17 protein-coding genes and 2 pseudogenes are annotated in these 22,467 nt (G+C 70.8%); 8 read left to right on the top strand and 11 right to left on the bottom strand.

Annotation, left to right across the window (positions count from 1 at the left end):
• Positions 1-54: 54 nt before the first annotated feature.
• From AC07BS_RS12650 to AC07BS_RS12620, 7 genes are read left to right on the top strand one after another with little or no spacing between them, the layout of a single operon-like run.
• Positions 55-1,203 (top strand): NAD(P)/FAD-dependent oxidoreductase, encoded by a 1,149-nt coding sequence (locus AC07BS_RS12650; protein ID WP_478931917.1) that lies wholly within the window; start codon positions 55-57, stop codon positions 1,201-1,203.
• A 48-nt stretch (positions 1,204-1,251) separates the two neighbouring features.
• Complete coding sequence (locus tag AC07BS_RS12645; protein ID WP_478931915.1) at positions 1,252-1,566, top strand: (2Fe-2S)-binding protein; 315 nt, start codon at positions 1,252-1,254, stop codon at positions 1,564-1,566.
• Positions 1,547-3,040, top strand: coding sequence for an FAD/NAD(P)-dependent oxidoreductase (locus AC07BS_RS12640; RefSeq protein WP_478931913.1), 1,494 nt, complete (start codon positions 1,547-1,549; stop codon positions 3,038-3,040). The genes AC07BS_RS12645 and AC07BS_RS12640 overlap by 20 nt, the downstream gene beginning before the upstream one ends.
• Positions 3,037-3,945 carry a dihydrodipicolinate synthase family protein gene (locus tag AC07BS_RS12635; RefSeq protein ID WP_478640435.1) on the top strand — a complete coding sequence of 303 codons (909 nt, stop codon included), beginning with the start codon at positions 3,037-3,039 and terminating at the stop codon, positions 3,943-3,945. The genes AC07BS_RS12640 and AC07BS_RS12635 overlap by 4 nt, the downstream gene beginning before the upstream one ends.
• Before the next feature lie 26 nt (positions 3,946-3,971).
• Positions 3,972-4,976, top strand: a complete 1,005-nt coding sequence (locus tag AC07BS_RS12630; protein WP_478640434.1) for a proline racemase family protein — start codon at positions 3,972-3,974, stop codon at positions 4,974-4,976.
• On the top strand, positions 4,973-6,352 hold the full coding sequence (locus AC07BS_RS12625; RefSeq protein WP_478931911.1) for an aldehyde dehydrogenase family protein: 1,380 nt from the start codon (positions 4,973-4,975) through the stop codon (positions 6,350-6,352). Before AC07BS_RS12630 ends, AC07BS_RS12625 begins: the two co-directional genes overlap by 4 nt.
• Before the next feature lie 58 nt (positions 6,353-6,410).
• Entirely contained in the window at positions 6,411-7,118 is a 708-nt protein-coding gene (locus AC07BS_RS12620) for a GntR family transcriptional regulator (RefSeq protein WP_478640429.1), read from the top strand.
• Between the two features lie 135 nt (positions 7,119-7,253).
• Here AC07BS_RS12620 and AC07BS_RS12615 read toward each other — a convergent pair whose 3' ends face one another.
• From AC07BS_RS12615 to AC07BS_RS12580, 8 genes and pseudogenes are all read right to left on the bottom strand, one after another.
• On the bottom strand, positions 7,254-7,469 hold the full coding sequence (locus tag AC07BS_RS12615; RefSeq protein ID WP_478640427.1) for a DUF6243 family protein: 216 nt from the start codon (positions 7,467-7,469) through the stop codon (positions 7,254-7,256).
• A 388-nt stretch (positions 7,470-7,857) separates the two neighbouring features.
• The gene (locus AC07BS_RS12610) at positions 7,858-9,186 is read right to left on the bottom strand and encodes a glycosyltransferase (protein ID WP_478931909.1); all 1,329 of its coding nucleotides are present in this window, start codon (positions 9,184-9,186) and stop codon (positions 7,858-7,860) included.
• Positions 9,183-9,986, bottom strand: coding sequence for a DUF6065 family protein (locus tag AC07BS_RS12605; protein ID WP_478931907.1), 804 nt, complete (start codon positions 9,984-9,986; stop codon positions 9,183-9,185). The genes AC07BS_RS12610 and AC07BS_RS12605 overlap by 4 nt, the downstream gene beginning before the upstream one ends.
• 89 nt (positions 9,987-10,075) lie before the next feature.
• Positions 10,076-10,546, bottom strand: a complete 471-nt coding sequence (locus AC07BS_RS12600) for a hypothetical protein (protein ID WP_478931905.1) — start codon at positions 10,544-10,546, stop codon at positions 10,076-10,078.
• Positions 10,547-10,776: 230 nt separating this feature from the next.
• Positions 10,777-11,043, bottom strand: coding sequence for a hypothetical protein (locus AC07BS_RS12595; RefSeq protein WP_478932109.1), 267 nt, complete (start codon positions 11,041-11,043; stop codon positions 10,777-10,779).
• On the bottom strand, positions 11,040-12,164 hold the full coding sequence (locus AC07BS_RS12590) for a glycosyltransferase family 2 protein (protein WP_478931903.1): 1,125 nt from the start codon (positions 12,162-12,164) through the stop codon (positions 11,040-11,042). The genes AC07BS_RS12595 and AC07BS_RS12590 overlap by 4 nt, the downstream gene beginning before the upstream one ends.
• A 149-nt stretch (positions 12,165-12,313) precedes the next feature.
• The gene (locus tag AC07BS_RS12585; RefSeq protein ID WP_478931901.1) at positions 12,314-13,669 is read right to left on the bottom strand and encodes a hypothetical protein; all 1,356 of its coding nucleotides are present in this window, start codon (positions 13,667-13,669) and stop codon (positions 12,314-12,316) included.
• Between the two features lie 1,690 nt (positions 13,670-15,359).
• Positions 15,360-15,545: pseudogene (locus AC07BS_RS12580) on the bottom strand (CorA family divalent cation transporter); the annotation flags it as partial.
• A gap of 308 nt (positions 15,546-15,853) precedes the next feature.
• Between AC07BS_RS12580 and AC07BS_RS12575 the strand changes: the two are divergent.
• A pseudogene (locus AC07BS_RS12575) lies at positions 15,854-16,728 on the top strand (IS5 family transposase).
• Positions 16,729-16,760: 32 nt separating this feature from the next.
• Here the strand turns inward: AC07BS_RS12575 and AC07BS_RS12570 are convergent.
• The 3 genes from AC07BS_RS12570 to AC07BS_RS12560 form a co-directional block, all read right to left on the bottom strand.
• Entirely contained in the window at positions 16,761-17,108 is a 348-nt protein-coding gene (locus tag AC07BS_RS12570) for a VOC family protein (RefSeq protein WP_478931899.1), read from the bottom strand.
• 738 nt (positions 17,109-17,846) lie between these two features.
• Positions 17,847-21,614: a caspase, EACC1-associated type gene (locus AC07BS_RS12565; RefSeq protein WP_478931897.1), complete on the bottom strand. Its 3,768-nt coding sequence runs from the start codon at positions 21,612-21,614 to the stop codon at positions 17,847-17,849.
• Positions 21,611-22,027 (bottom strand): hypothetical protein, encoded by a 417-nt coding sequence (locus AC07BS_RS12560; protein ID WP_478931895.1) that lies wholly within the window; start codon positions 22,025-22,027, stop codon positions 21,611-21,613. Before AC07BS_RS12560 ends, AC07BS_RS12565 begins: the two co-directional genes overlap by 4 nt.
• Positions 22,028-22,467: the final 440 nt, after the last annotated feature.

The following is a 22,467-nucleotide window of genomic DNA, read 5'->3' as shown; positions in this document are numbered from 1 at the left end:
ATTCGGGGGCGGGAGACCCTTGGCACGTCTAGTGCAATGTGAAATATTACTGTCGTGCCCCAGAGCAACTCCCCGGACGTCATCGTCGTCGGTGCGGGCGTCGTCGGTGCCGCCTGCGCCTACTACGCCGCCCGCTCCGGTCTCTCCGTCACCGTGCTCGACCGTGGTCCCGTCGCCGGCGGGACCACGGGCGCGGGCGAGGGAAACCTCCTCGTCTCCGACAAGGAACCCGGCCCCGAGCTCGAACTCGCCCTGCTGTCCACCCGGTTATGGCGGGAGCTGGCCGGAATCCTGCCGGAGCGCGTCGAGTACGAGGCGAAGGGCGGCCTGGTCGTCGCCCAGGACAGCGCCACGATGGACGCCCTGCGGACATTCGCCCGCGCCCAGGCCGGAGCGGGCGTCACGGCGGACGAGATACCGGCGGACCGGCTGCACGACCTCGAACCCCACCTCGCCCCCGGCCTCGCCGGAGGCTTCCACTACCCCCAGGACGCCCAGGTCCAGCCCGCCCTCGCCGCCGCCCACCTGCTGCGGGCCTCGGGCGCCCGGGTCCTGACCGGCCGTGAGGTCACCGCGATCCTCACCACCGCGAGCGGCGCGGTACGGGGCGTACGGACGCCGGCCGGCGACCTCCACGCCCCCGCGGTGGTCAACGCCGCCGGCTCCTGGGGCGGCGAACTCGCCCGGCTGGCGGGCACCCACCTGCCCGTCCTGCCCCGCCGCGGCTTCGTCCTCGTCACCGAACCGCTGCCGCGCCTGGTGCGGCACAAGGCGTACGCGGCGGACTACGTCGCCGACGTGGCCAGCGACTCGGCGGCCCTGCAGACCTCGGCCGTGGTCGAGGGCACCCCGGCGGGCCCGGTGCTCATCGGCGCCAGCCGCGAACGGGTCGGCTTCGACCGCACGGTGTCCACCGAGGCGCTCGCCCGCCTCGCGCGCGGGGCCACCGCGCTGTTCCCGGCGCTGGCCACGGTGCGGGCGATCCGGACGTACGCGGGCTTCCGCCCGTACCTGCCGGACCACCTGCCCGCCGTCGGCGCCGACCCCCGTGTGCCCGGCCTGCTGCACGCCTGCGGCCACGAAGGCGCGGGGATCGGACTCGCGCCGGCCACGGCCCTGGTCGTGGCCCGGCTGCTGACCGGGGACGAACCTCCCCTCGGCATCGCGCCGTTCGACCCGGGGCGCTTCGCCACAGCCGCCTGAACGACGGCCCCACGCCCCCGCCGTAAGCACCCCGAGAGGAGGCCCGCCGTGGCCCGCACCCCAGTCCGCCTCGCCGGCGCCGAGCCGGACGCCCCGTTCGAGATCACCTTCGACGGCCGGACGGTCACCGCCCTGCCCGGCCAGTCCCTCGCCGCCGCCCTGTGGGCGGCCGGCATCCTCGCCTGGCGCACCACGCGCCACAGCGGCCGTCCCCGCGGCGCCTTCTGCGGCATCGGCCAGTGCTTCGACTGTCTCGCCACCGTGAACGGCACCCCCAACCGCCGGGCCTGTCTGGTGCCCGCCCACCCCGGCGACGCGGTCACCACCCAGGAAGGACACGGCCATGCCCCGACCGGCCTCTGACCCCTACGACCTCGCCGTGCTCGGGGCCGGCCCCGCCGGGCTCGCGGGCGCCGTCGCGGCCGCCGGGGCCGGCCTGTCGGTGGCCCTGCTGGACGCCGGCACGCAGAGCGGCGGCCAGTACTTCCGCCACCCCGACCCGGCCCTGCGCGCCCGGCGCCCGGAGGCCCTCCACCACGACTGGCCCGCCTTCGCCCGGCTGCGCCGGCGCCTGGAGGCCAGCACCGCCGACCATCTCGCCGCCCACCAGGTGTGGACCGTGACCCGCGAGGACGCCGACTCCGACTCCGGCCCCGGCACCTGGGCCGTCCACGCCCTCACCGGCGCCGACGCGGACGGCGGGCGCCCGGTGCTGGTCCGGGCCCGCGCGGTGCTGTTCGCCACCGGCGCCCACGAGCGCCACCTGCCCTTCCCCGGCTGGACCCTGCCCGGCGTCGTGGCCGCCGGAGGCGCCCAGGCGATGCTCAAGTCCGGGCTCGTCCTGCCCGGCCGGCGCGTCGTCGTCGCCGGCAGCGGACCGCTCCTGCTCGCCGTCGCCTCCTCCCTGACCGCGGCGGGCGCCGAAGTGCCCGCCGTCGTCGAGGCCTCCGGCTACCTCGGCTACGCCCGCCACCCGCGGGCCCTCGCCGCCAACCCCCACAAACTCCTCGAAGCCGCCGTCCACGGCACCGCCCTGCTGCGCCACCGGGTGCGGCCGCTCACCCGCGGCGCCGTCACCGAGGCGCACGGCACCGACCGGGTGGAGGCCGTCACCGTCTCCCGGCTCGACCGCCACTGGCGGCCGGTGCCGGGCACGGGCCGCCGTATCGACTGCGACGCCCTGGCCGTCGGACACGGGCTCGTCCCGCAGACCGAACTCGCCACCGGCCTGGGCTGCGCCACCCGTCGCACCCCCGACGGCACCGCGGCGCTGGTCCTCGACGGCCTTCAGCGCACCTCGGTGCCCGGCCTGTGGGCCGCGGGCGAGACGGGCGGGGTGGGCGGCTGGCTGCTCGCCCGCACCGAGGGCGAACTCGCGGGCCTCGCGGCGGCCGCCGCACTGCGCGGCCGGCCCGCCCTCGTCACCGGTCCCCGCGCACGGGAACTGCGACGCCGCCGGGACCGGATGCGGGCCTTCGCCACCGCCATGGCCGCGGCGCACGCGCCCGGACCCGGCTGGACCGGCTGGCTCACCGACGACACCGAGGTCTGCCGCTGCGAGGAAGTGACGGCAGGAGCCGTCCGCGAGGCCGTCACCGCGCTCGGCGCCCGCGACGCGCGCACCGTCAAGCTCCTCACCCGGGCCGGCATGGGCTGGTGCCAGGGCCGGATGTGCGGGGCGGCCGTGGCCTGCCTCGCGGCGGAGGGCGGTACGGGGGAGGGGACCGTACCGCCCTCCGCCGAACGCAGACCGCTGGCCGTACCCGTACCCCTCGGTGCGCTGGCCGCACAGCACGATCACCCACCCCACCACCCAACGGAAAGGCCATCGGCATGACCACCACCTCCTGGACCCCCGAACACCCCTGGCGGGGCATCATGGTCGCCACCGCGCTCCCGCTGCGCGACGACCTCTCCGTCGACCACGACGCCTACGCCGAACACGTCCGCCACCTCCTCGACCAGGGCTGCGACGGCGTCGTCCCCAACGGCTCCCTCGGCGAGTACCAGACCCTCACCGCCGACGAGCGCGCCCGCGTGGTGCGCACCGCCGTCGAGGCGGCCGGGGACGGGTCGCGGGTGATGCCCGGCGTCGCCGCGTACGGCAGCGCCGAGGCGCGCCTGTGGGCCGAGCAGGCGGCGGAGGCGGGCTGCGGCTCCGTCCTCCTGCTGCCGCCGAACGCCTACCGCGCCGACGAGCGGGCGGTCCGCGCCCATTACGCGGAGGTCGCCGGGGTCGGCATACCGGTCGTCGCCTACAACAACCCGATCGACACGAAGGCCGACCTGACCCCGGACCTCCTGGCCCGGCTGCACGCCGACGGCACGATCGTGGCCGTCAAGGAGTTCAGCGGCGACGTCCGGCGCGCCTACGAGATCGCCGAACTCGCCCCCGAGCTCGACCTGCTGATCGGCGCCGACGACGTCCTGCTCGAACTGGCCCTCGCCGGGGCGTGCGGCTGGATAGCCGGCTACCCCAACGCCTTCCCCGCCTCCTGCGCCGAGCTCTACCGCGCCGCCGTCGCCGGGGACCTCCAGACGGCGCTGCCGCTGTACCGCTCGCTGCACCCGCTGCTGCGCTGGGACTCCAGGACCGAGTTCGTACAGGCCATCAAGCTCTCCATGGACATCACCGGCCGCCGCGGCGGCCCCACCCGCCCCCCGCGCCTCCCGCTCACCGGGGAGACCGAGGCCGCGGTGCGCGCCGCCACCGAGAAGGCCGTAGCCGCCGGACACCACTGACCGACCCCCGAACGGAAAGGACGTCCGTGCGTACCCGTCATGTCTTCCACGCCGTCGACTCGCACACCGAGGGCATGCCCACCCGTGTCATCACCGGCGGCGTCGGGGTGATCCCCGGCGCCACCATGGCCGAGCGCCGGCTGCACTTCATCGAGCACCTGGACCACCTCCGTACCCTCCTGATGTACGAGCCCCGCGGCCACGCCTCCATGAGCGGGGCGATCCTCCAGCCCCCCACCCGCCCCGACGCCGACTACGGAGTGCTGTTCATCGAGGTCTCGGGCGTGCTGCCGATGTGCGGCCACGGCACCATCGGGGTCGCCACCGTCCTCGTCGAGACGGGCATGGTGGCGGTCACCGAGCCGGTCACCACCGTGCGCCTGGACACCCCGGCGGGCCTGGTCACGGCCGACGTGCGCGTCGAGGGCGGCGCGGCGAAGGCCGTCACCTTCACCAATGTGCCCGCCTTCGGCGTCGGCCTGGACCGCAAGGCCGAGGTGCCGGGGTACGGGACGGTGACCTACGACCTCGCCTTCGGCGGCAACTTCTACGCGTTCGTCGAACTCGAAGCCCTGGGGCTGCCCTTCGACCGGAGCCGCAAGGACGACCTGCTGGCCGCCGGGCTGGCCGTCATGGACGCGGTCAACGCCTCGCCGGACCGGCCCGTCCACCCCGAGCGTCCTGAGATCAACGGCCTCAAGCACGTCTACCTCGCGGCACCCGGCTCCGACGCCCGGCGCTCGCGGCACGCCATGGCCATCCACCCGGGCTGGTTCGACCGCTCGCCGTGCGGGACGGGGACCTCCGCGCGGATGGCGCAGCTGCACGCCCGCGGCGAGCTGCCGCTGGGGCGCGACTTCGTCAACGAGTCCTTCATCGGCACCGAGTTCACCGGGCGCCTGGTGGGCGAGACGGAGGTCGGCGGGCTGCCGGCGGTCGTCCCCACGATCACCGGGCGGGCCTGGATCACCGGCACCGCGCAGTACTTCCTCGACCCGGACGACCCCTTCCCCGGAGGTTTCCTGCTGTGACCGCCGCAGCCACGTCCCTCGTCTCCCTCGTCTCGCGCAATCCGGCCGCCCCCTCCGACGTCGTCGTCCGCCTCTCCGTTCCCGGGGCGGCGTCGGTGGCCGCCGCCGTCGGGCGGGCCCGTGCCGCCCAGCCGGAGTGGGCGGCCGGCGGCGCGGCCGCCCGCTCCTCGGCGCTGTCCGCCGTCGCGGCGGCGATCGAGTCCGCCGCCGGCGAACTGGCCGCCCTGGCCGTACGGGAGGTGGGCAAGCCGCTCACCGAGGCACGGGCCGAGGTGGCCCGTACCGCCGCGATCTGGCGCTACTACGCCCAGGCCCCCTACGAGCCCACCGGCGCCGTCCACGAACCGGCCGCCGGCCCCGGGCTGCTGCTGACCCGGCGCCGCCCGCACGGCGTCGCGGGCCTGATCACCCCGTGGAACTTCCCCTTCGCCATCCCCAGCTGGAAGGCCGCACCGGCGCTGGCGGCGGGCAACGCGGTCGTCCTCAAACCCGCGCCCGAGGCCACCGCGTGCGCCCTGCGCCTCGCCGAGATCGTGCGGGGGGCCGTTCCGGAGGCGCTGTTCACCGTCGCTCCCGGCGGGGCCGACGAGGGCGGTGCCGTCGTGGGGGCCGCCGACGTCGTCTCCTTCACCGGCTCCACGGCCGCCGGCCGCGCGGTGGTGCGCGCCGCCACCGCCCGGGGCGTTCCGGTGCAGGCCGAGATGGGCGGGCTCAACGCGGCGATCGTCCTGCCCGACGCCGACATCGGCCGGGCCGCCTCGCACCTCGCCGCCGCGATCGCCGGGTACGCGGGGCAGAAGTGCACCGCCACCAGCCGGGTCGTCGCCGTCGGCGCGGCCCTCGGCCCGCTGCGCGAGGCCCTGGCCGAGGAGTTGCGCACGCTCCGGGTCGGCGATCCGGCGGACCCCGCCACGGTGTGCGGCCCGGTGATCTCGGACGGGGCCCGCGACCGGGTGCTGCGGGCGGGGAGCGGCCTTCCGGTGGCGGCCACCGGCGCCGTACCCGGGGGCCCCGGCTGGTACGCGGCCCCGACGCTGGTCGAGAAGGCGCCGGAGGACCATCCGCTGCTGCGCGAGGAGGTGTTCGGCCCCCTGGCGGTCCTGCTGCCCGCCGACGACCTGGAGCACGCCGTACGGATCGCCAACTCGGTGCCGTACGGGCTGGTCACCTCGGTGCACACCGCCGACTTCCCCGCGGTGCTGCACGGTCTCGACCACCTCGACGCCGGAATGATCCGCGTCAACGCCCCGTCCACCGGCGTGGACTTCCATCTGCCCTTCGGCGGAGCCAAGGACTCCGCCCACGGCCCGCGCGAACAGGGCCGCGCGGCGCTGGAGTTCTACACGTCGAGCCGGACCTATACCCTGACACCCTGAACGCAATGTGAAATTGTACACTGGTGAACCAACCGGGCTCTGGCACAAAGGGGACACCATGGGGCACCTCACGCAGCGCAACCTCGTCATCGCCGGTGAGCGGCTGCGCGACCAGGTCGCCCACGCCCTGCGCGCCGCCCTGATCTCGGGCGAACTGCGCCCGGGCGAGGTCTACTCCGCCCCCGTCCTCGCCGAGGACTTCGGCATCTCCGCGACCCCCGTACGCGAGGCGATGCTCGACCTGGCCCGCGAGGGCCTGGTCGAGCCGGTCCGCAACAAGGGCTTCCGGGTCACCGAGGTCAACGAGCGGGACCTCGACCAGTACACCGAGATCCGGATGCTGATCGAGGTCCCCATGACCGGCCGCATCACCCGCACCGCCTCCCCCACGGACCTCGAGGCCCTCCGCCCGGTGGCCGAGGAGATCGTCCGCGCGGCGCGCGACCACGACCTCATCGGCTACCTGGAGGCGGACCGCCGGTTCCACCTCACCCTGCTGGCCCTCTCGGGCAACGACCGCCTCGTCGAAACGGTCAGCGACCTCCGCAAGCGCTCCCGCCTGTACGGCCTGACGGCCCTGGACGAACGCGGCGAACTGATCCCCTCCGCCGAGGAGCACCTCGAACTCCTCGACCTGATGCTGGCAGGCGACGCCGAAGCCGCCGAGAAATGCATGACCCGCCACCTGGGCCACGTCCGCTCCCTCTGGGCGACGAACGAGCGCCCGGTGGTGCCCCAGAGCCGGTCGCGCTTGAAGATGAAGTAGGGACTGACGCGGACCACGGCCATCAGGCCGAGGCGAGCGGTGCTCGGCAAGCGAGGATGCCGCGGAGGCAGGGCCCGGACCGTGGGTCGCGGTCCGGGCCCTGCCCATGCGGTGCCGCCCTGTGGCGGCGGTGTGTCAGCTCTGTGCGGTGTCGTCGCCCGCCTGCGCGGCGGCCTCAGCCGCGCGTGCCTTCTCCCGCATCTTGCGTACCAGCTCGGCCTTCCGGTCGGCGGCACCCTGGCGGTCGAGGTTGCGGTGCGGACCGTTGTTCTGCCGTTCGGCGCGGGACAGCTTCTTGCGCTGACCGCCGCCCTGGCCCACGGGGTTGTTGATGTTCTTGCTGTCGGGCACGGGTTCTCCCGGTGGTGATGTGAAGTGGTCTACGGATTCATCGGTGGGGGACGGGCGCGGCGACGTCGAGGGACGTCAGCAGGGGCCCGTCACGCTCTCACTCGTAAATCGGCGTCTGGAAGAACATGACAAAGACGTTACCCGGTTCCGCCGGCCTCGCGCGCCAGGGTTTTCGCCGCCCCGGCGTCGACCCGGCTTCCGGCGAGCGCCCGGGGTCAGCTCGGTGCGAACAGGATCGCCGCCCATGAGGAGATCTTCTTGAAGTCGTCCCCCTCGGGGCGCCGACCTGCGGAGATCGCCTGGAGAGGCGCTCTGACCCGCAGCGATGGGTGTTTCTGGCTCTTTCGCCGGGCTGCCGGCTTGCGTGCTCGATTCTCCCCAGCGGGCATCAGTCCAGCCAGGGTGCCGCAGCAGCCAAGGTGGCGGGGTCGCCGCGGCCGAGGGGGTCGAACGCCCTGCGGCGTACCGCCAGGGCGCCGTACTCCGTGCTGGATGTCTCCAGGGGACGCAAGGTCCACGTGATGGTGTGCAGCGGGGCCACGGCCTCGCGGAGGCGCTGCGCGGCTCCCGGCGCGCGGAGGGCGGCGGCGTCGAGGACGAGGACGCGGTCGAGCCCTCGGGCGGCGGCTTCCGTCACGACATGGCGGAGGGCCGCTTCCCGGTCGTAGCCGACGCCCGTACCGGTCGTCGTGGGCACGCTTCCCGCTCCCGCGTCGGCGGGTGCGAGGAACCCCTCTGTACCTGCCGGTGCGGGTGTGAGCCATTCCGCGAGCCAGTCGATGTCGAGGGCTTCCAGGGTTCGTTGTGCGCCCGCCCGGGCTTCCGTCGATCCGTCACCGAGCAGGCAGGTGACGGCGTCGAAGTGGGCGAGGGGGCTGGCGAGCTGCCGTCGGGCGTGGCCGAGCACGTCCTGCGCCTGTTCCTCGCCGACCAGGCCGCGGAGGTGCTCCACCAAGCCGTCGTCGGGAAGGCCGAGATCGTCATGGCCGATGAGGTAGTTCCGTACGCGTTCGAGCAGGCCGACAGGGAAGGAAGGGCCCTGTGGCCTGGTGAAGCGGTGCAGCCAGCGGACGCCGGGGTGGCACAGCACGCGGCCGCCGCCGCGTCTGACCTTCTCGTGGAGATAGCCTTCCTCGCCGCCGTGGGCGCGGAAGCGCGGGTTGATGCCCGGCCAGGCCTCGGTGCGGCAGGCGAACAGGCCGAGCCCCTGCATGGCCACCTCGAACGGCTTCCCCCGCGGGTCGGCGCCTCGCGGGTCGGACCGCCACACGCCGTACATCGCCTCGCCCCATTCGGGGGCCAGATGGGTGGAGGGCGGCTCACGGCCGTCGTCCAGCACGTCCGCGATCAGGGGACCTTGGAGCAGGTCCCGGCTGTGCGGGCGCTGCTCGAAGTGGTCGAGCACGGCGCGGACCGCTCCGGGGGCGAGCAGGACGTGCGAGTCCAGGCACAGCGTGACGGGGGAGCGCGACGCCCGGAAGACGAGGTCACGGACCGCGGTGCTCGCGTACTGGCCGAAGGGCAGATAGCGGTAGCCCGGGATGCGGTCCGCGAGGGCGCGCAGCGACGGCGCGGCCGGACCGGAGGGGTTGTTGTCCACGACGACGAATTCCGCGTCGGACAATTCGGCGGCGTGGGTGAGCCTGAGCGCCTGGAGCGTGAAGTACACGCCGTCGTAGTCGTCGTAGGTCGCCATACCGACCGTGAGCCGGCTCATCGCGCGCTCCCTTCGTCGTCGGTGGACTGCCCGGGGCCGGGGGTCTCCTCGAACACGCGAAGGCGCAGCGTCCGTTGGTGTTCGGGGAAGGGGCGGGGGTCGGCCGGATGCGTGCCCTTCATATAGTGCTGCTGCCAGCCGTCCGTCGCGGACGGGTCGCCCGAGATGATGGCCTGGGCGTAGTCCAAGCGGCTCTGACTCCAGGTCCGGTGGTCGTCGGCGTCCGGCATGAGGTCGAGCGGGGCGCACCGGGGGTGAAGGTGTTCCAGGTCCCCGCGCCGCTGGGGGACCAGCATGAGGACGGGCTCGCCCGCCGCGAAGGTGATGTCGGCGCCCACCCTCGTGACCTTCCAGTTCATGGTGAACGTGGCCACGGACCAGTCTGCCTCCACGAGCCCTTCCAGCGCGTGCGCGCCGTCCTTGGGGAGGTTGGCGGGGCCACGCACGAGCAGGTTCCAGCCGGGCGGCGTTCGGATCAGGTAGGGGATGTGGAAGGTGAGGATGCCGTAGCCGAAGTGGCTCAGGGCCTGTCCCTCGGTTCCGTCGTCCTCGTAGCGGATACTCAGGTCCGCCAGTGCGTCCCCGCCGTTCCAGCGCGCGGTGAACGTACGGTCGTTGAGGATCCACCAGCCGTTCTGGTTGGCGATGCGCAGGGGAAGGCACCGGTAGATGTAGCGGAGGGTGTCGCGTTCCATCCAGGCCCGCCGCGCGGGTGCGGGCACGAGGGCCATGTCCGGGGTGTCGGACAGGCGGTAGGCCGTCACGGCGGGTTCGGGGTCATGGTGCGCTGCGGCGCTCAACCGGTCATCTCCAGTAGGCGGACGTCCTGGCGGACGTGGCGGGTGCGCCGGTGTGCCGGACGTACGGTGCGCCGGCACACCGGCGGCGTTCAGACGAGGCTCCCCGTGCCGTTGGCGAAGGCGGGGGATCCCGCGGCGAAGGTGACGTGCGTGGGGCTGGGTGTGACGCCCGCGGGGACACGGACTCCGGTGTAGAGGACGATCCGCTGGCCGGGGTCGAGGTTCATCGGGACCGGGATGGTCGAGGTGGTCCCGTCCGGTGAGAGGGTGCCTCCGTGATCGGTCTCCGCGTCGGTGGGCTCGTGCCACATACCCACGAACTCGTTGATGAGCTGTGTCCCCGCCGGAGCGGTGATCGTCACGGTCTGTGTGTCGATCCGGGTGCCGGTGTTCTGCAGCAGGACCGATACGGTCACGACCTCCGGATCGGCGGTGTTCGCCTTGGGAGCCCGCCCTGTGATGGTGGCGGTGAGCGGCGGCGGAGGCGGTGTCGTGGTCGTGGTGGTCGTCGTGGTCGTGGTCGTGGTCGTCGTGGTGGTGGGCTTGGGCGTCGTGGTCACCGGACGCCGCGTCGTCGTGGTGGGCGGGGGCGCCGGCGGCTTGGGGATGGGAAGCCTCGGGAGCGGAATATGCCAGCCCGGCCCGAACCTGCTTTGCGGCTCGACCGGCCGGCCCTCCGGTCCCTCGACCGCCTGACCCTCCGCCCCATCATCGTCCGGCGGCTGGGTACCGCTGTTCGCTTCCTCGGTCATTGAAGGGTTCTCCCTTTCTTCTCAGGGATGAGCACCGGTCACGGCACCGCGATCCAGGCGGTGCCGTCCTGCGTGATCCGGTCGTGCACGGCGATCTGCCGCGGGGAGTGCCAGGCGACGACGCCTTCGGCGAACCGGCGTCGAGGCGGCAGAAGTTTGCACAGCGAGGCCCCGGCCATGATCAAGGTCGTCGCGGCCACCACGGTGGCCAGGGCCTGGAAGCCGGAGCCCGGTCTCCTGGCCGAGAGGGCCAAGGTCCCGCCGGCACCCAGCGTGCCGAGTGGCGGCAGGGCTCCGTATGTCATGTGGCGCACCAGCGTTCCTCGCGGCGGCGCGCCATGTCCCACAACGACCTTACGTAGACCGCGTGCTGGAACATGTCGTAAGCCAGCTCGACGGCGAGCGTCCCCGCCAGCAGCTGTGACTTCCAGCCGGCGCCACGGGCGGTTACGGCCTTCTCGGCGACGAAGACCGCACCGACGGCCATCCAGAAGGGGCGGAACTCCGGTCTCCCCCGTGCCAGCATCCAGCCGGTGAAGACGAGGTAGAGGGCGAGGAAGAGGACGGACAGGCCCATGAACCCCTGGCGGACGATGTAGGGGGCGGTCACCCGGGTCCAGCCGTAGTCGCGCAGGTTCTCCAGGGCGCCGCGCTGCCAGCGCAGCCGCTGGTGCCAGAGCTTGGGCAGGCTGGTCATCACCTCGGTGACCACGGCGCAGCCCGGTGGGGAGACCGTGCGGTAGCCCAGCGTCCGTACGGCTTTGGTGATCTCGTCGTCCTCGGTGAGGGAGGCCAGGGAGTAATACGAGGACCCGCCCCCGATGCGGCCCTCGCGGCGGGCGTCCTTGACCTCGCGCAGGGTGCGGGCGCGGAAGAGGGTCGCGGTGCCGGTGAGGACGTCGGCGCGGTAGCCGCGGCGGGCTATCTCGCGGGCGTACCGGTGGAATTCGATGCGCTGGAGCGCTCCGAGCAGGCCACCACCGGGCTCGCCGTAGAAGATGCCTCCGACGGCCCCGACGGTGTGGTCCATGGCCGCGACGGCGCTGGCGACGAAGGACGGGTCGAGAACGGTGTCGGCGTCCTGGACGAGGACGAAGTCCGCCGCCGCGAGTTCACGCAGGAAGCGGTCCAAGGCCTGGTTCAGGGCGCCGGCCTTCTTGTGCCGGTTGTCCACGGACTCGGTGACGGTCGCGCCGTTGGCCCGTGCGACGGCCACGGTGTCGTCGGTGCAGTTGTCGGCCACGACGACGACGCGGTGCGGCGGGCGTTCCTGGCGGTGGAGGGCCGCGATGGCCGCGGCGATGCGCTGGGCCTCGTTGTGGGCGGGGATCAGCGCCACGATACGGGGTGCTGTGGGGTCCGTGTCGTCCGGCGGTTCGGGTGCGGTGACCGGGGGTGCTTCGCGGGAGAAGCGCGGCCTTCTCATGAGGGTGGACTCCTGGAACGAGTAGGTGCGGCGACGCGTTCGTCGTGGCGTGGCCGTGCCTTCGTCGTGTCGTCGTGCTGGTGTCGTGGCCGGGAGGGCCGGGGTGCGGCGCCGGGACACCGCACCCTTGTCGTCCGGGTGGGGCCGGATCAGCCGGTGGACTCGACGACGAGCCGGCCGAGGGCGGTGACGAAGACGGGTTCGCCCAGCTGGATGCCGACCTGGAGCGTGGCGGGGGCCGGGGCCGAAGCCTCGACCACCAGCGCCGGGTAGAGCGACACCCAGGCGTCCTTGCCGGGGCCGCTCGGCTCCAGGGCCAGGTCGACGGCTGGGCAGGTGAGGGTGCGGCGGTCGGCAGACAGCACACCACGGGCGATGTTCTCGTGGCTCTCGTCCGCCCAATGAGTGAAGGCCACATGGTCCTCGGTGAAATACGTCCCCTCCGGCGCGGTGAAGACGGCCTTGACCGTGCCGATCACGCGCTGGCCTGTGTTGCGGACGACGAACGGCGGGTAGATCCAGCGGTCCTGCCCGGCGGTCGCCGTGAGCTCTTGCGTCTTGACGGCGGCGCGCAGGCCGGGGTCGATGGTGCGGGGCACGGTATAGCGGTAGTAGACGCTGCCGACCTGGAAGGCATCCTCGGGGTTGGCCGGATCCCAGGTCAGCTCGCTGACCGAGCCGTCGGGGTTCTGTGCCTGGGGCCAGACCAGGAAGCGGTAGTACCCGGGCTTGTCACCGAGCGCGCGGAGGTCGAGCGCGGGCAGGGTCACCTTGTTTCCCGTACCGCTGTCCCGGTGGCCCTCGGCCTTCAGCGGCTGCGGGGTCGGGGTGTAGTGGGACGGTGTGCCGTCCTCGTGGACGAGCTGGAAGTACACGTGGTCGCTGTTGCTGCCCGCCACGCCCGCCTCACCCTGGCGAAGGTTCACCAGGTCGATGATGAACTTGTCCGCGGGAACGCGGCCGTTGTCCGACACATGGCCGAAGCCGGCCTGGCTGTTGGGCGTACCGCCCCAGGCGTTGTCGAAGGGCAGGCGGGTGAACGGCCGCCCCACCTTCTCCGGGTCGTTCGTCTGCCAGGCGCCGGCGAGCACCTCGATCTCCGGATTCGCCGTGCGGACGTCTCCGTTGTCGAGGGTGACGTCGACGCGGATCCGGTAGCGGCGGCCATAGGCCGGGCGCGGGTCGGCGTCGACATTGAGGTCGCCGCGGAGGGTGAAGGTGATGAGGTCGGAGTCGTCGAGGAAGGTGAGGTCGACCACCTCGAATTCCTGGTCGATGCCGCCACGGCCGCGCTTGACCTCGACGGCGTTCACATCGGCCTGGTCATTGCCGGTGTAGGAGTACCGGATCTCCCTGATCTTCACTCCCATCGGAACGCGAATCCGGCCGTCGTACCGGAACTCGCTGTCCCAGACGGCGAAGCGGTTCGCGTACCCGAGAGTCCGGATACCCGTCCACTCAGGGCTCGGCGGCGTGGCGTCGGGGGTCGCGGCGGGCGTGGTCATGCGGATTCCTCTCCTCTGGGCTGAGGACGTCGGATGCGCCGATGTTCTTCCGCCGGGCTTTCGTCAATGCCCGCAGGTGTCTTCGACGTGCCTTCGAGGTGTTTTCGGGCAGGCGGGCGCGGACCCGGATTTCTCGCCGTGATTCCGCTGGAGCGTCAGGCTTTGGCTACGGGTTCGCTTCGGTGAGCTCGATTTTGAGGAGGTGAGTGGCAAGTCAATACGTCTCCCAGGGGGTACGTCAACGGCGCAGAAATCGATATCGGCCAGCCTGCGGGGGTGACCGGCCGCAGCGGCTGTCGGATCCCGGCGGAGAGCGCGGTCTGGAGTGCTGGGTCTTCACCTGCCTTTCATGTCGCAGAAGTAACTGCATCCACCATGGGTGTCACGGTCAACGGTGAACATGTGACGCCTGGGGAGGTGGAGAGGAGGGAAACGCCTTTTGGCTCGGCCGCCCAGGGAAGTGTTCACCGGTCCCGGGGGGCCGGCCGGTTCCTCTCGGCCGTTGGGGCGGCTTGCGGCTGGCGCGTTTGTTTCGCGTCGTTTGTTGGTCATCGGCTGGAAAGGCGTTCTTGACGGTGGCAGGTGGGTGGCCGACTCGACGAAACTCATGGCCAAGGCAACGCTCCACGCAACCAGCCTGCTGGCGGCTTCCGTTGAACGCCTGTCGGATGGCCGAGAACCGTGCTCGGTTCAATGCGTTCCGCAGGGTTGGCACGGCTGTCGCGTTCCGGATTTCGCCGTGAGGGACGTCACACCGGGAAGCGCCGTCCTGGGCGGTTCGTCCGGGTGTCGCTGCCCGCCTGTGAAGGGCACGGGTTTTGACGGCATGTGCGGAGCGGTGACCCACCGCTCAGAGGTCGGCCCGGAAATTCCGGCATTCGCTCCGCATGCTGCATTCGTCCATCAATTGTTGATCCGAGTTTATAGGGCGGGCGCGGGACGGGGCCGGAACTCGGCAGGCTTGGGGATATCCTTGCCCACGTACCTGCGGCGACGGTGGACCATTCCCATCTCGGGAATTGATCTCGCTCTCGGAGAAGTGTGTGCAGCCGGGAATGCGTGCGTACTGCGTCGGCGATACCAGGATGGTGTCCGGGTCCCGGTTTCCCCGGTCTGGATGGATGGCCGCCTTGCGCTGAGGAGGCTGCGGAGAGCAGGGGCAGGCCGCACCGGTGATCAGGTCGTGGCGGCTGTTGGACATGGGCGGACGTCCTCCGAAACGGGAAGGCTCGTCCGCACACCCTTTACGCGACCGCCGGTGTGGCGAGGAGGGAGTGGTCGGGCGGCAGCAGTGGCTTCGCGGCTCCTGCGGGTACGGCGGTGGAAGATGAGGACCGGTTGCACGACCAGGGCGGACAGGGCCTTGGGGTCGGCGTCGCGGAACTGGGGCCACCCGGTGGCCAGGACGGTTGGCTCCGCGTCCTTGACGGCACATGCTGTGCCACCCGTTCTCGTCGACGCGTCGCAGCGCGCGTGTCATGCCGCGTTGCGCGGTCGCCACCGGAGCCTTCGCCGCGGCTGCCGCTCGGTGTCGCTGTCGCGTGCCGGGCGCCGCCGCTCGACGAGAGGGAGGCCCTGAACCCGGTCTACCCGCTGCCGTGCATTCTCCCCGGATTCTCCCCAGGCGGCCTCCGGAGGCGTGATCCGTGGTTCGCTTCTGCTGAGTAGATCAAGGGTGTGGTGTGAGTACCTACAGCCAGTCGCGCTTCTTGAAGATGAAGTAGAGGCTTGTGCACACCACCGCCATCAGCAGGATCGCGAAGGGGTAGCCGAACGCCCAGTGCAGCTCGGGCATCGCCTCGAAGTTCATGCCGTAGATCGTGCCGACCAGCGTCGGTGCGAACAGGATCGCCGCCCATGAGGAGATCTTCTTGCAGTCGTCGCCCTTGGGGCGCTGACCAGCGGAAATCGCCTGGTGGGCGGCTCTGGCCTGCGGCGATGAGGGTTCCCGGAGCTTTCGGTGTGCTGCCTGTTTGTGTGGGCGATCCTCCCCAGACGCTCCCCAGCGGGGATTCGTTCTCCCCAGATTCTCCCCAGCGGGGCTGATGGATCACGTAGAAGGAGGGCTGGCCTTGGAGCCTTGGTCGTGGCTGGGGTGTCATTCACTGTACTGGGGAGTCACAGGGGGAGAGGGCGCTAGGGTGTGTATCGAAAGTGGATCTTGAGGTGGGATGATCTCGCCTTGTGGCACGCGGAGATCTGACGGATGCGCAGTGGGCCAGGCCGGAGCCCTTGTTGCTGACAGGCAGGAAGCCGGGACGCCCACCACTATGGGCCAGGCGACAGCTGGTCGACGGCATACGGCGGCGGACGCGGACCGGGGCGCCATGGCGGGATATCCCGGAACGGTACGGGCCCTGGGGCCGGGCGTACGACCTGTTCCGCCGCTGGCAGCGGAACGGCACCTGGCATCGGATCTTCACTGAATCCAGGCCCAGGCTGACGCGGAAGAGTTGATCACCTGGGACATCAACGTCGACTCCACTGTGTGCCGGGCCCACCAGCACGCCGCCGGTGCGAGGAAAAGGGGGAACTACAGAAGGAGCCGCCCGGCGGCGTCAGCGTCGAGCCGGACGACCACGGACTCGGGCGCTCGCGCGGCGGTCTGACCACCGAGCTGCACCTGGCCGTCGAACAGGGCCAGAAGCCCATGTCCATCGTGATCACGGCCGAGCAGCGGGGCGATTCACCGCAGTTCGAGCCGGTCCTGAACAAGGTCCGTGTCCCTCGTCTTGGGACAGGCAGGCCGCGCACCCGTCCCGATCGGGTGCGGGCCGACAAGGCGTACGCCTCCCGCAAGAACCGTGCCTACCCGCGCAGTCGCGGGATCCGCTGCACCATTCCGGACAGGGCCGACCAAGTCCGCAACCGCAAGAAGCTCGGCGCTCGCGGCGGCCGTCCGCCGAAGTTCGGCAAGGTCGACTACCGGGAACGTCATGCGGTGGAGTGTGGCAATTAACCGCCTCAAACGCCACCGGGTAGTGGCCACGCGCTACGAGAAACTCGCCGTCCGCTACGAAGCAACCGTCCTGGTCGCGGCCATCAATGAGTGGCTGTGACCAGCACTTTCGCCAGGTCGCGGGAGGGGCCGTCAGCGGTGGCCCAGCACGTTGACCACCCGTCCGCTGGGGTCGCGAACGAAGAACCGACGCACGCCCCACTCCTCGTCCTGCAAGGGGTGAATGATCTCCGCACCGCTCTCCCGCATGACCGTATAAGCCGCATCCACGTCGTCCACCTCGACGCTCATGTCGGGGGTGACGGGCGCGGTCTTGTCGCTGGTCATGACGCTGATCTGTGCTGCCGGGCTGGACGGGGAGGCAAGCGTCATGATCCAGCCGTGGTTCATGACCTCCTCGAAGCCCAGCAGGCCGTAGAACTCCCGGCTCTCCTGCGCGGCCTCCGACCGGATGTTGGGTACGACACGGCGAACGGCCATCGATGACTCCAAACGAGAACGAACCTGTCTCTGTGTCTCCCCAGCAGTACTACGACACGCCCGCCGCCGCACGCACTTTCGATACACCCCCTAGTCCTCGCTCCGCTCGTCCGGGTCGGGCGCCCAACGGCCTGGTGTTCGACATGAAGATTCGCCTGCTTCGGCAGCACGCATAGCTGCGAGGTGGTGCTGTACCTGGCGGTGAACCCGAGCGAGGTCGAAATCGTCCCGCGATTCACGCACGACGTTAGGCATTGGTTATCACGGCATGAGGCCGCTGACGGTACGGCTGCGCTCGGAGGACGGTCTGGAGCGCTCCGAAAGCCTGTTCCCGCTCAACTGCTCGGTCGTGTAATGGGAGAGTGGCTGCCTCAGTCGGTGGATCCGGGGGACTGGGCTGAAGGTCTGGATGAGCGGGATTGAACCCACGACCTCTTCGTCCCGAATGAGGTTCGGGTCGAGCCGGGGCCAGGTAATTCGGTATTTTACCTGCTCAGGGCGTTGGCGTCGGGTGGTCTCGGATGGTTTGGAAGGGGTTTGGGAGTGGGTTGACTCCCAGATGGCTCCCGAGAGCTGGCGTAGTAGCTGGGGCAGGCTAGGTCGGCCCGTCCCGCCAGGTGGCCCAAAGCGCTGGAGCGGCCCTTTTCCGCTTTCCGCGTCCAGCGGCAGGATGGGGCTCAGTGAGGACAGGCGCATGGGGAGCAAGAGCCGCGCCCGGCTCAGGGCGCGGGCCAGATCTCACCTCCGCTGTTCGTCTGCCTCGTACAACCTCCAAGCCGGCCATCGAATGGCTTCGACTTCTCCGTCGTCGCTGCCCAGCAAGTTCCGTCGATGCAGCATGAGCCGGAGGTGGCGGGCTGCGTCGGAGCCCTCTTCGATTCCCCTGTCGAGTAGTACAGCTCTGGGTGCGGTGGCGCCGATGCCTCCCACCAGAGTGTCCGCCGGATGCCCGTTAACTGTCTCGCCCAGCGTGACAGTGGCTTCCTTCGTGCGGGAGAGGGTCTGATACAGGCGTTTGAGCAGCACGTCCTCGTCTCCGCCACCCGGGGGTACGCCGTTCCGCTCTGCAGCCTCCAGCAGCGCGGCGCCCACGCCTCCTCGCTGTCGCCAGAGTTCCTTGTCCCCCACCACGATGAGGTGACTGCGTGCCCGGGTGATGGCGACGTTCCACAGGTTCAGCTGTCCGCTGACCCACTCGATTGCGCCCGTATGCATGCCTTCTCCGACGACGAGGGAGAACACCATGACATCGCGTTCGCCCCCCTGGAAGGTGTGCACCGTACCGATGCGCAGACGCTCCTCGTCGTACGGTCGTAGCCGCTTGCGCAGCGTTTCAGCCTGCGCTGTGAAGGGAGTGACAACGCCGACGGTGGCCTCGGGCGGCAACTGGTCCAACAGGTACGTGACGCTGGCGAGCACTTTGTGGGTCTCGTCATCGTTGACCCAAGAGCCACCGAACGGAGGGCGGGCAGCCCGCCCGGTCACGTCCGTCCAGATGACGGCGGGGCGGCGAGCCAGAGCGGGACGGCCACGGGTGTCGGTGAGAACGGTCAGCCCACCGTCGTAGAAGAATTCGTTGGAGATCCCGGCGATGTGCGGATGACAGCGGAAGTGCTCGTCGAGAAGCAGCGTGCCGCCCACGGACTGCTCGGCCGCGTGGAAGGCGGAGTGGCGCCGGTAGGCGAGGTGGTGCTTCTCCAGCCAGTCGGACCGCAGTCCGTTCCCGCGCCGGATGAGAGCCTCGCGGTGCGGGCTGGTCTGCGTGATGTGCGTGAGCTGCATGGGATCGCCGATGACAAGGGCGCGCCGCGCGCGGAACAGCAACGGCAGGACGTGGGGGATGGCGCACTGGCTGGCCTCGTCGATGACGACGAGATCGAACAGGGCTGGGTCCGGAGGGAAACGCCGGGCGGAGAGGCTGGTGACTGCCCACCCAGCCACTACGGGCGCGTCCGTCGATGTTCCCGAGCGGCCGAGAACCCTTCCCAACTGCGGCCAGTCACCGCGTTTGCCGTCCCGAGCCGTCAACAGGTCCAGAATGCGGCGGCGTCCGGCCCAGGCGGAGGCTTGGACCGTGGTGGCGAGGAGCGTGCGTGAAGCGTCCTGAACGGTGCTCTCCGCATCGCGGAGGGTACGCGTGAGCGCTGTGTCGTCTACGGTGGCCGCGTGTTCGCGCCCGTCACGCCACTCCGCCTCGGCCGCGGCGAAGCCGGCGAGCGCGAGGCACCCAGGGGCGGGATCACCGGCGTGCCCCTCCAGACCGGCCTTGCGCAGGAAACGGGTTCGGCGCCACGATCCTAGGAAACGCGCGTGGGCGAGACGACGTGCCTTGTCCTCCAGCTCCTTCGGTCGGGGCAGGCCACCGAGCAGGTTCTGGAGTTCGGTGACGGTGATCCCGAGCTTTTCCGCGTGACGGGCGCGGGCTTCGCCTGCTTGGCGAAGCCGCAGCTCGGTCTCCGCGATGTGGGCCAGAAGCTGCCGTACTTCTGCCAGACGGTCGGTGGCCAGTGTGGTTGCCATGGATGCCGTGGCCGCGGTGGTGGACGGCTCCGGGCCGGTACGCAGCGCGTGCAGCGCGGCGGCCTCGTACTCCGCGTTGCTCTTGCCGTTCTTCCGCGCCGAGCCGGTACGCACGACGCTGCCGGGCACCAGCTTGTCGCAGCGGCGCCAGACCTCGTCCACGGCATCGTTGTTGGTGGACGCGACCAGTACGGTCTGACCTGCCGCGATCGCCGTGGCCACGAGATTGGCGACCAACTGGCTCTTGCCGGTGCCGGGCGGGCCCGTGGCCACTGTGAGGCGGCGGGTCATGGCGGACCGGAGAACCGCCGTCTGGGCCTCGTTGCAGGGCAGCGGCGTTACGAGGCGTACCGGTTCGGGGTCCGCGTGGGCGAGGGATCGGGCGCGCTGCGCGGTGTCGGGCGCGAGGACCCCGAGGGCGGTCTTCCCGATCTGGTCCGTCTTTCTGGCGATGTCGGCGAAGTCGTTGAGAAGCCCCTTCGTGAAACCTGTCTGGGGGCGTGCCGCGAACAGGACGGCGGTGTTGCGGGCCCCGTGGCCGGGCGTGCGGACATCGATGCGGTCGGCGAGCTGGTCGGGACGGAGCTCCTGCACGCACGGCAGCTCGAACTCCTGCGTGAGGAGGTTGCGCACCTCCACCGCCATACGGTCGTGCTGTCCTCGATGCCAGGACGGCTGAAACGTATCGACGAGCTGGTTGGCTTCCTCCTCGCCCAGCCAGTCGTGCGCCAGCTGAGGATGCGGCTGGACGGGGCCGTACGGCTTCAGCCGCACCTCGCCCTCGTCCTGGACGATCTCGACCCGGCGTACCAGCAGGGGCGCGAACTTCGGCTGCCGCCAGGGGCGCCCGGCGCGAGGCCCGGTGAGGACCACTGCCGGGTAGCCCGCCCAGAGCTCGGCGTCCTCCTCGGCCGCTGAGTCCACCAGCGGGGCCGCTTCCTTGGGGAGCGCGACGCAGCCGTCGTCATCGACGTCGCCGGAGATGAACCTCTCCGCGCCCCCCAGGCACACGTATGACGTGTCCTGATGGCTCACCTCCATCAGAGGTGTCTCGGCGCTCTCGGCCAGGACGCACTCGCGGTAGTAGTCCAGCAGGTTGGCCCACGCGGGCTGTGCGTGAGCGGATTTCGCGGCATGTGGTTGTGCCGCTTCTCCGGCGGCAGCCCGGGGCCGAGAGCTCAGAGGGTCAAGGATGGGGGCCCGGCCGAAGGGGCTGTCCGCGATGACGATGCGGTCGTCGACGCCGAGCGCGGAGTGCACCGGCACCTGGCGTCCGCCGTCCTGGGCACGCATGCGCCGGTTGACGTAGTGGAACAGGTCGCTGACCGATACCGCTTGGCCGCCGTCCTTGCTGACCTTCCCCGTGCGCAGCGCCTCGATGACCTCGCCGGTGAACGCCGACGGCTTTACGTCATCGCCGCCGCCCGCGTCCGCATACGAATCCTCCCCGGCCCGCGAGGACGACAGGACGTACACGCCCCTGCTGGTCAGCGGGGGCTGCTCGCCGGACTTGGACACAGAGTTTTCGGGCCCTCGGTCCGATGTGCGCAGGCCCACGGCGTACCCGCCGCTGCGGCAGCAGTCGATCATCACGATCTTCTGGGGGGCGACGCACTCTTCCAGCGCGTCGTTGAGGAACCCTGCGCTGACACCGGTCGAAGCCACCCGGTCGTAGTCGGTGTCCTTGGCGACGAAGTGGAACTCGCCGCCTTCGCGTACGGTGCGCACACCGTGCCCGGAGACGTACACGAGCGCAAGTTCGTCCTCGTCGCGCTCCTGAAGAAACTCGCCGATGGCCGCCCGCATGTCGTCGGCGGTGAGATCGGATTCGGTCTGGACGGAGACGAAGTTGCCGATGTTGCGGTGCTTCAGGACCTGGGTGAGTCCCCATACATCCGCCCGTACGGAAGCCAGTGGCGAGAAGCGGCCGTCGTCGTAGTGCTCGTTGCCGATCAGTAGAGCCCGGCGCTTGTGGAAGCGGGTCACGCCGCGCCGTCATCCGGTTCGGGACCGTCGCCGTCGGCGACCCGGTCCTGGAACTCGCGGACCATGCGCTCCTGTGCGGCGTCCGGCCGTCCGGTGATCTCGATGGAGTCGTCCCCGACGGTGACCACGACCTTGCGGTGCCGCTCCTTGGCACACCACCCCTTGATCAGGGTGATCAGGACCTGGGACGCCGGACGGGCGACGGCGGCGGTGGCGGAGGCCCAGAGAGCCACCTCGCCGACGCCGGTGCCCTTACGACCCGGTTCGCTGGGCCCGTCGGCGTCATGGAAGCCGACGACGAGGCCGTCCGTCCTCCGCAGAGTGTCGTGGAGATCCCGGGTGAGGCGCTCCTGCCGGAGTGTGTCGCCGCCTGTGGGCACGGTGAGTGTCCACTGTGGTCCCCCGTTGCGCATGTGCTGCTCCTCGCGTCGGTGTTCTGTTTGTCCTGTCCGACCAGCGACTTTGGCACGAGGCCGTTCCCTGGTGACAGCCCGGGGGCGACAGTAGGGGCAGCATCTGGCCACCTCCGCGATGTGCAGCAGCGTCTCAGCCGTCGACTGTCGTCTTCCCGGGCGATCGCAGGTATCGAGGAAGGAGAGAGGAATTGCCGCCACCTCGCCCGCAGATCGCATTGTGGAAGCAAGTTCGCGCGGTCTGCTGCAAGGCCCTGCAGGCATGGCGGTATCTGTGAGGGTGGAGCGACCAGACCTTCGCCTTACTCCATGGCGCGGTGGGGTCAGGGTCGAGGATCAGCTCGCACCAGGTGACGGCCGCGTTGACCCTCAGGCGGGCGTGACGGACTCTGAGGCCGGACGGCGCGCTCGCATGGCTGTGACCCTACCGAAGCCCTGGT

This window comes from Streptomyces sp. NPDC044063 (assembly GCF_056434285.1).
The sequence above is the reverse complement of the archived record's forward strand: the minus strand, read 5'-3'. Positions and strand labels throughout refer to the sequence as shown.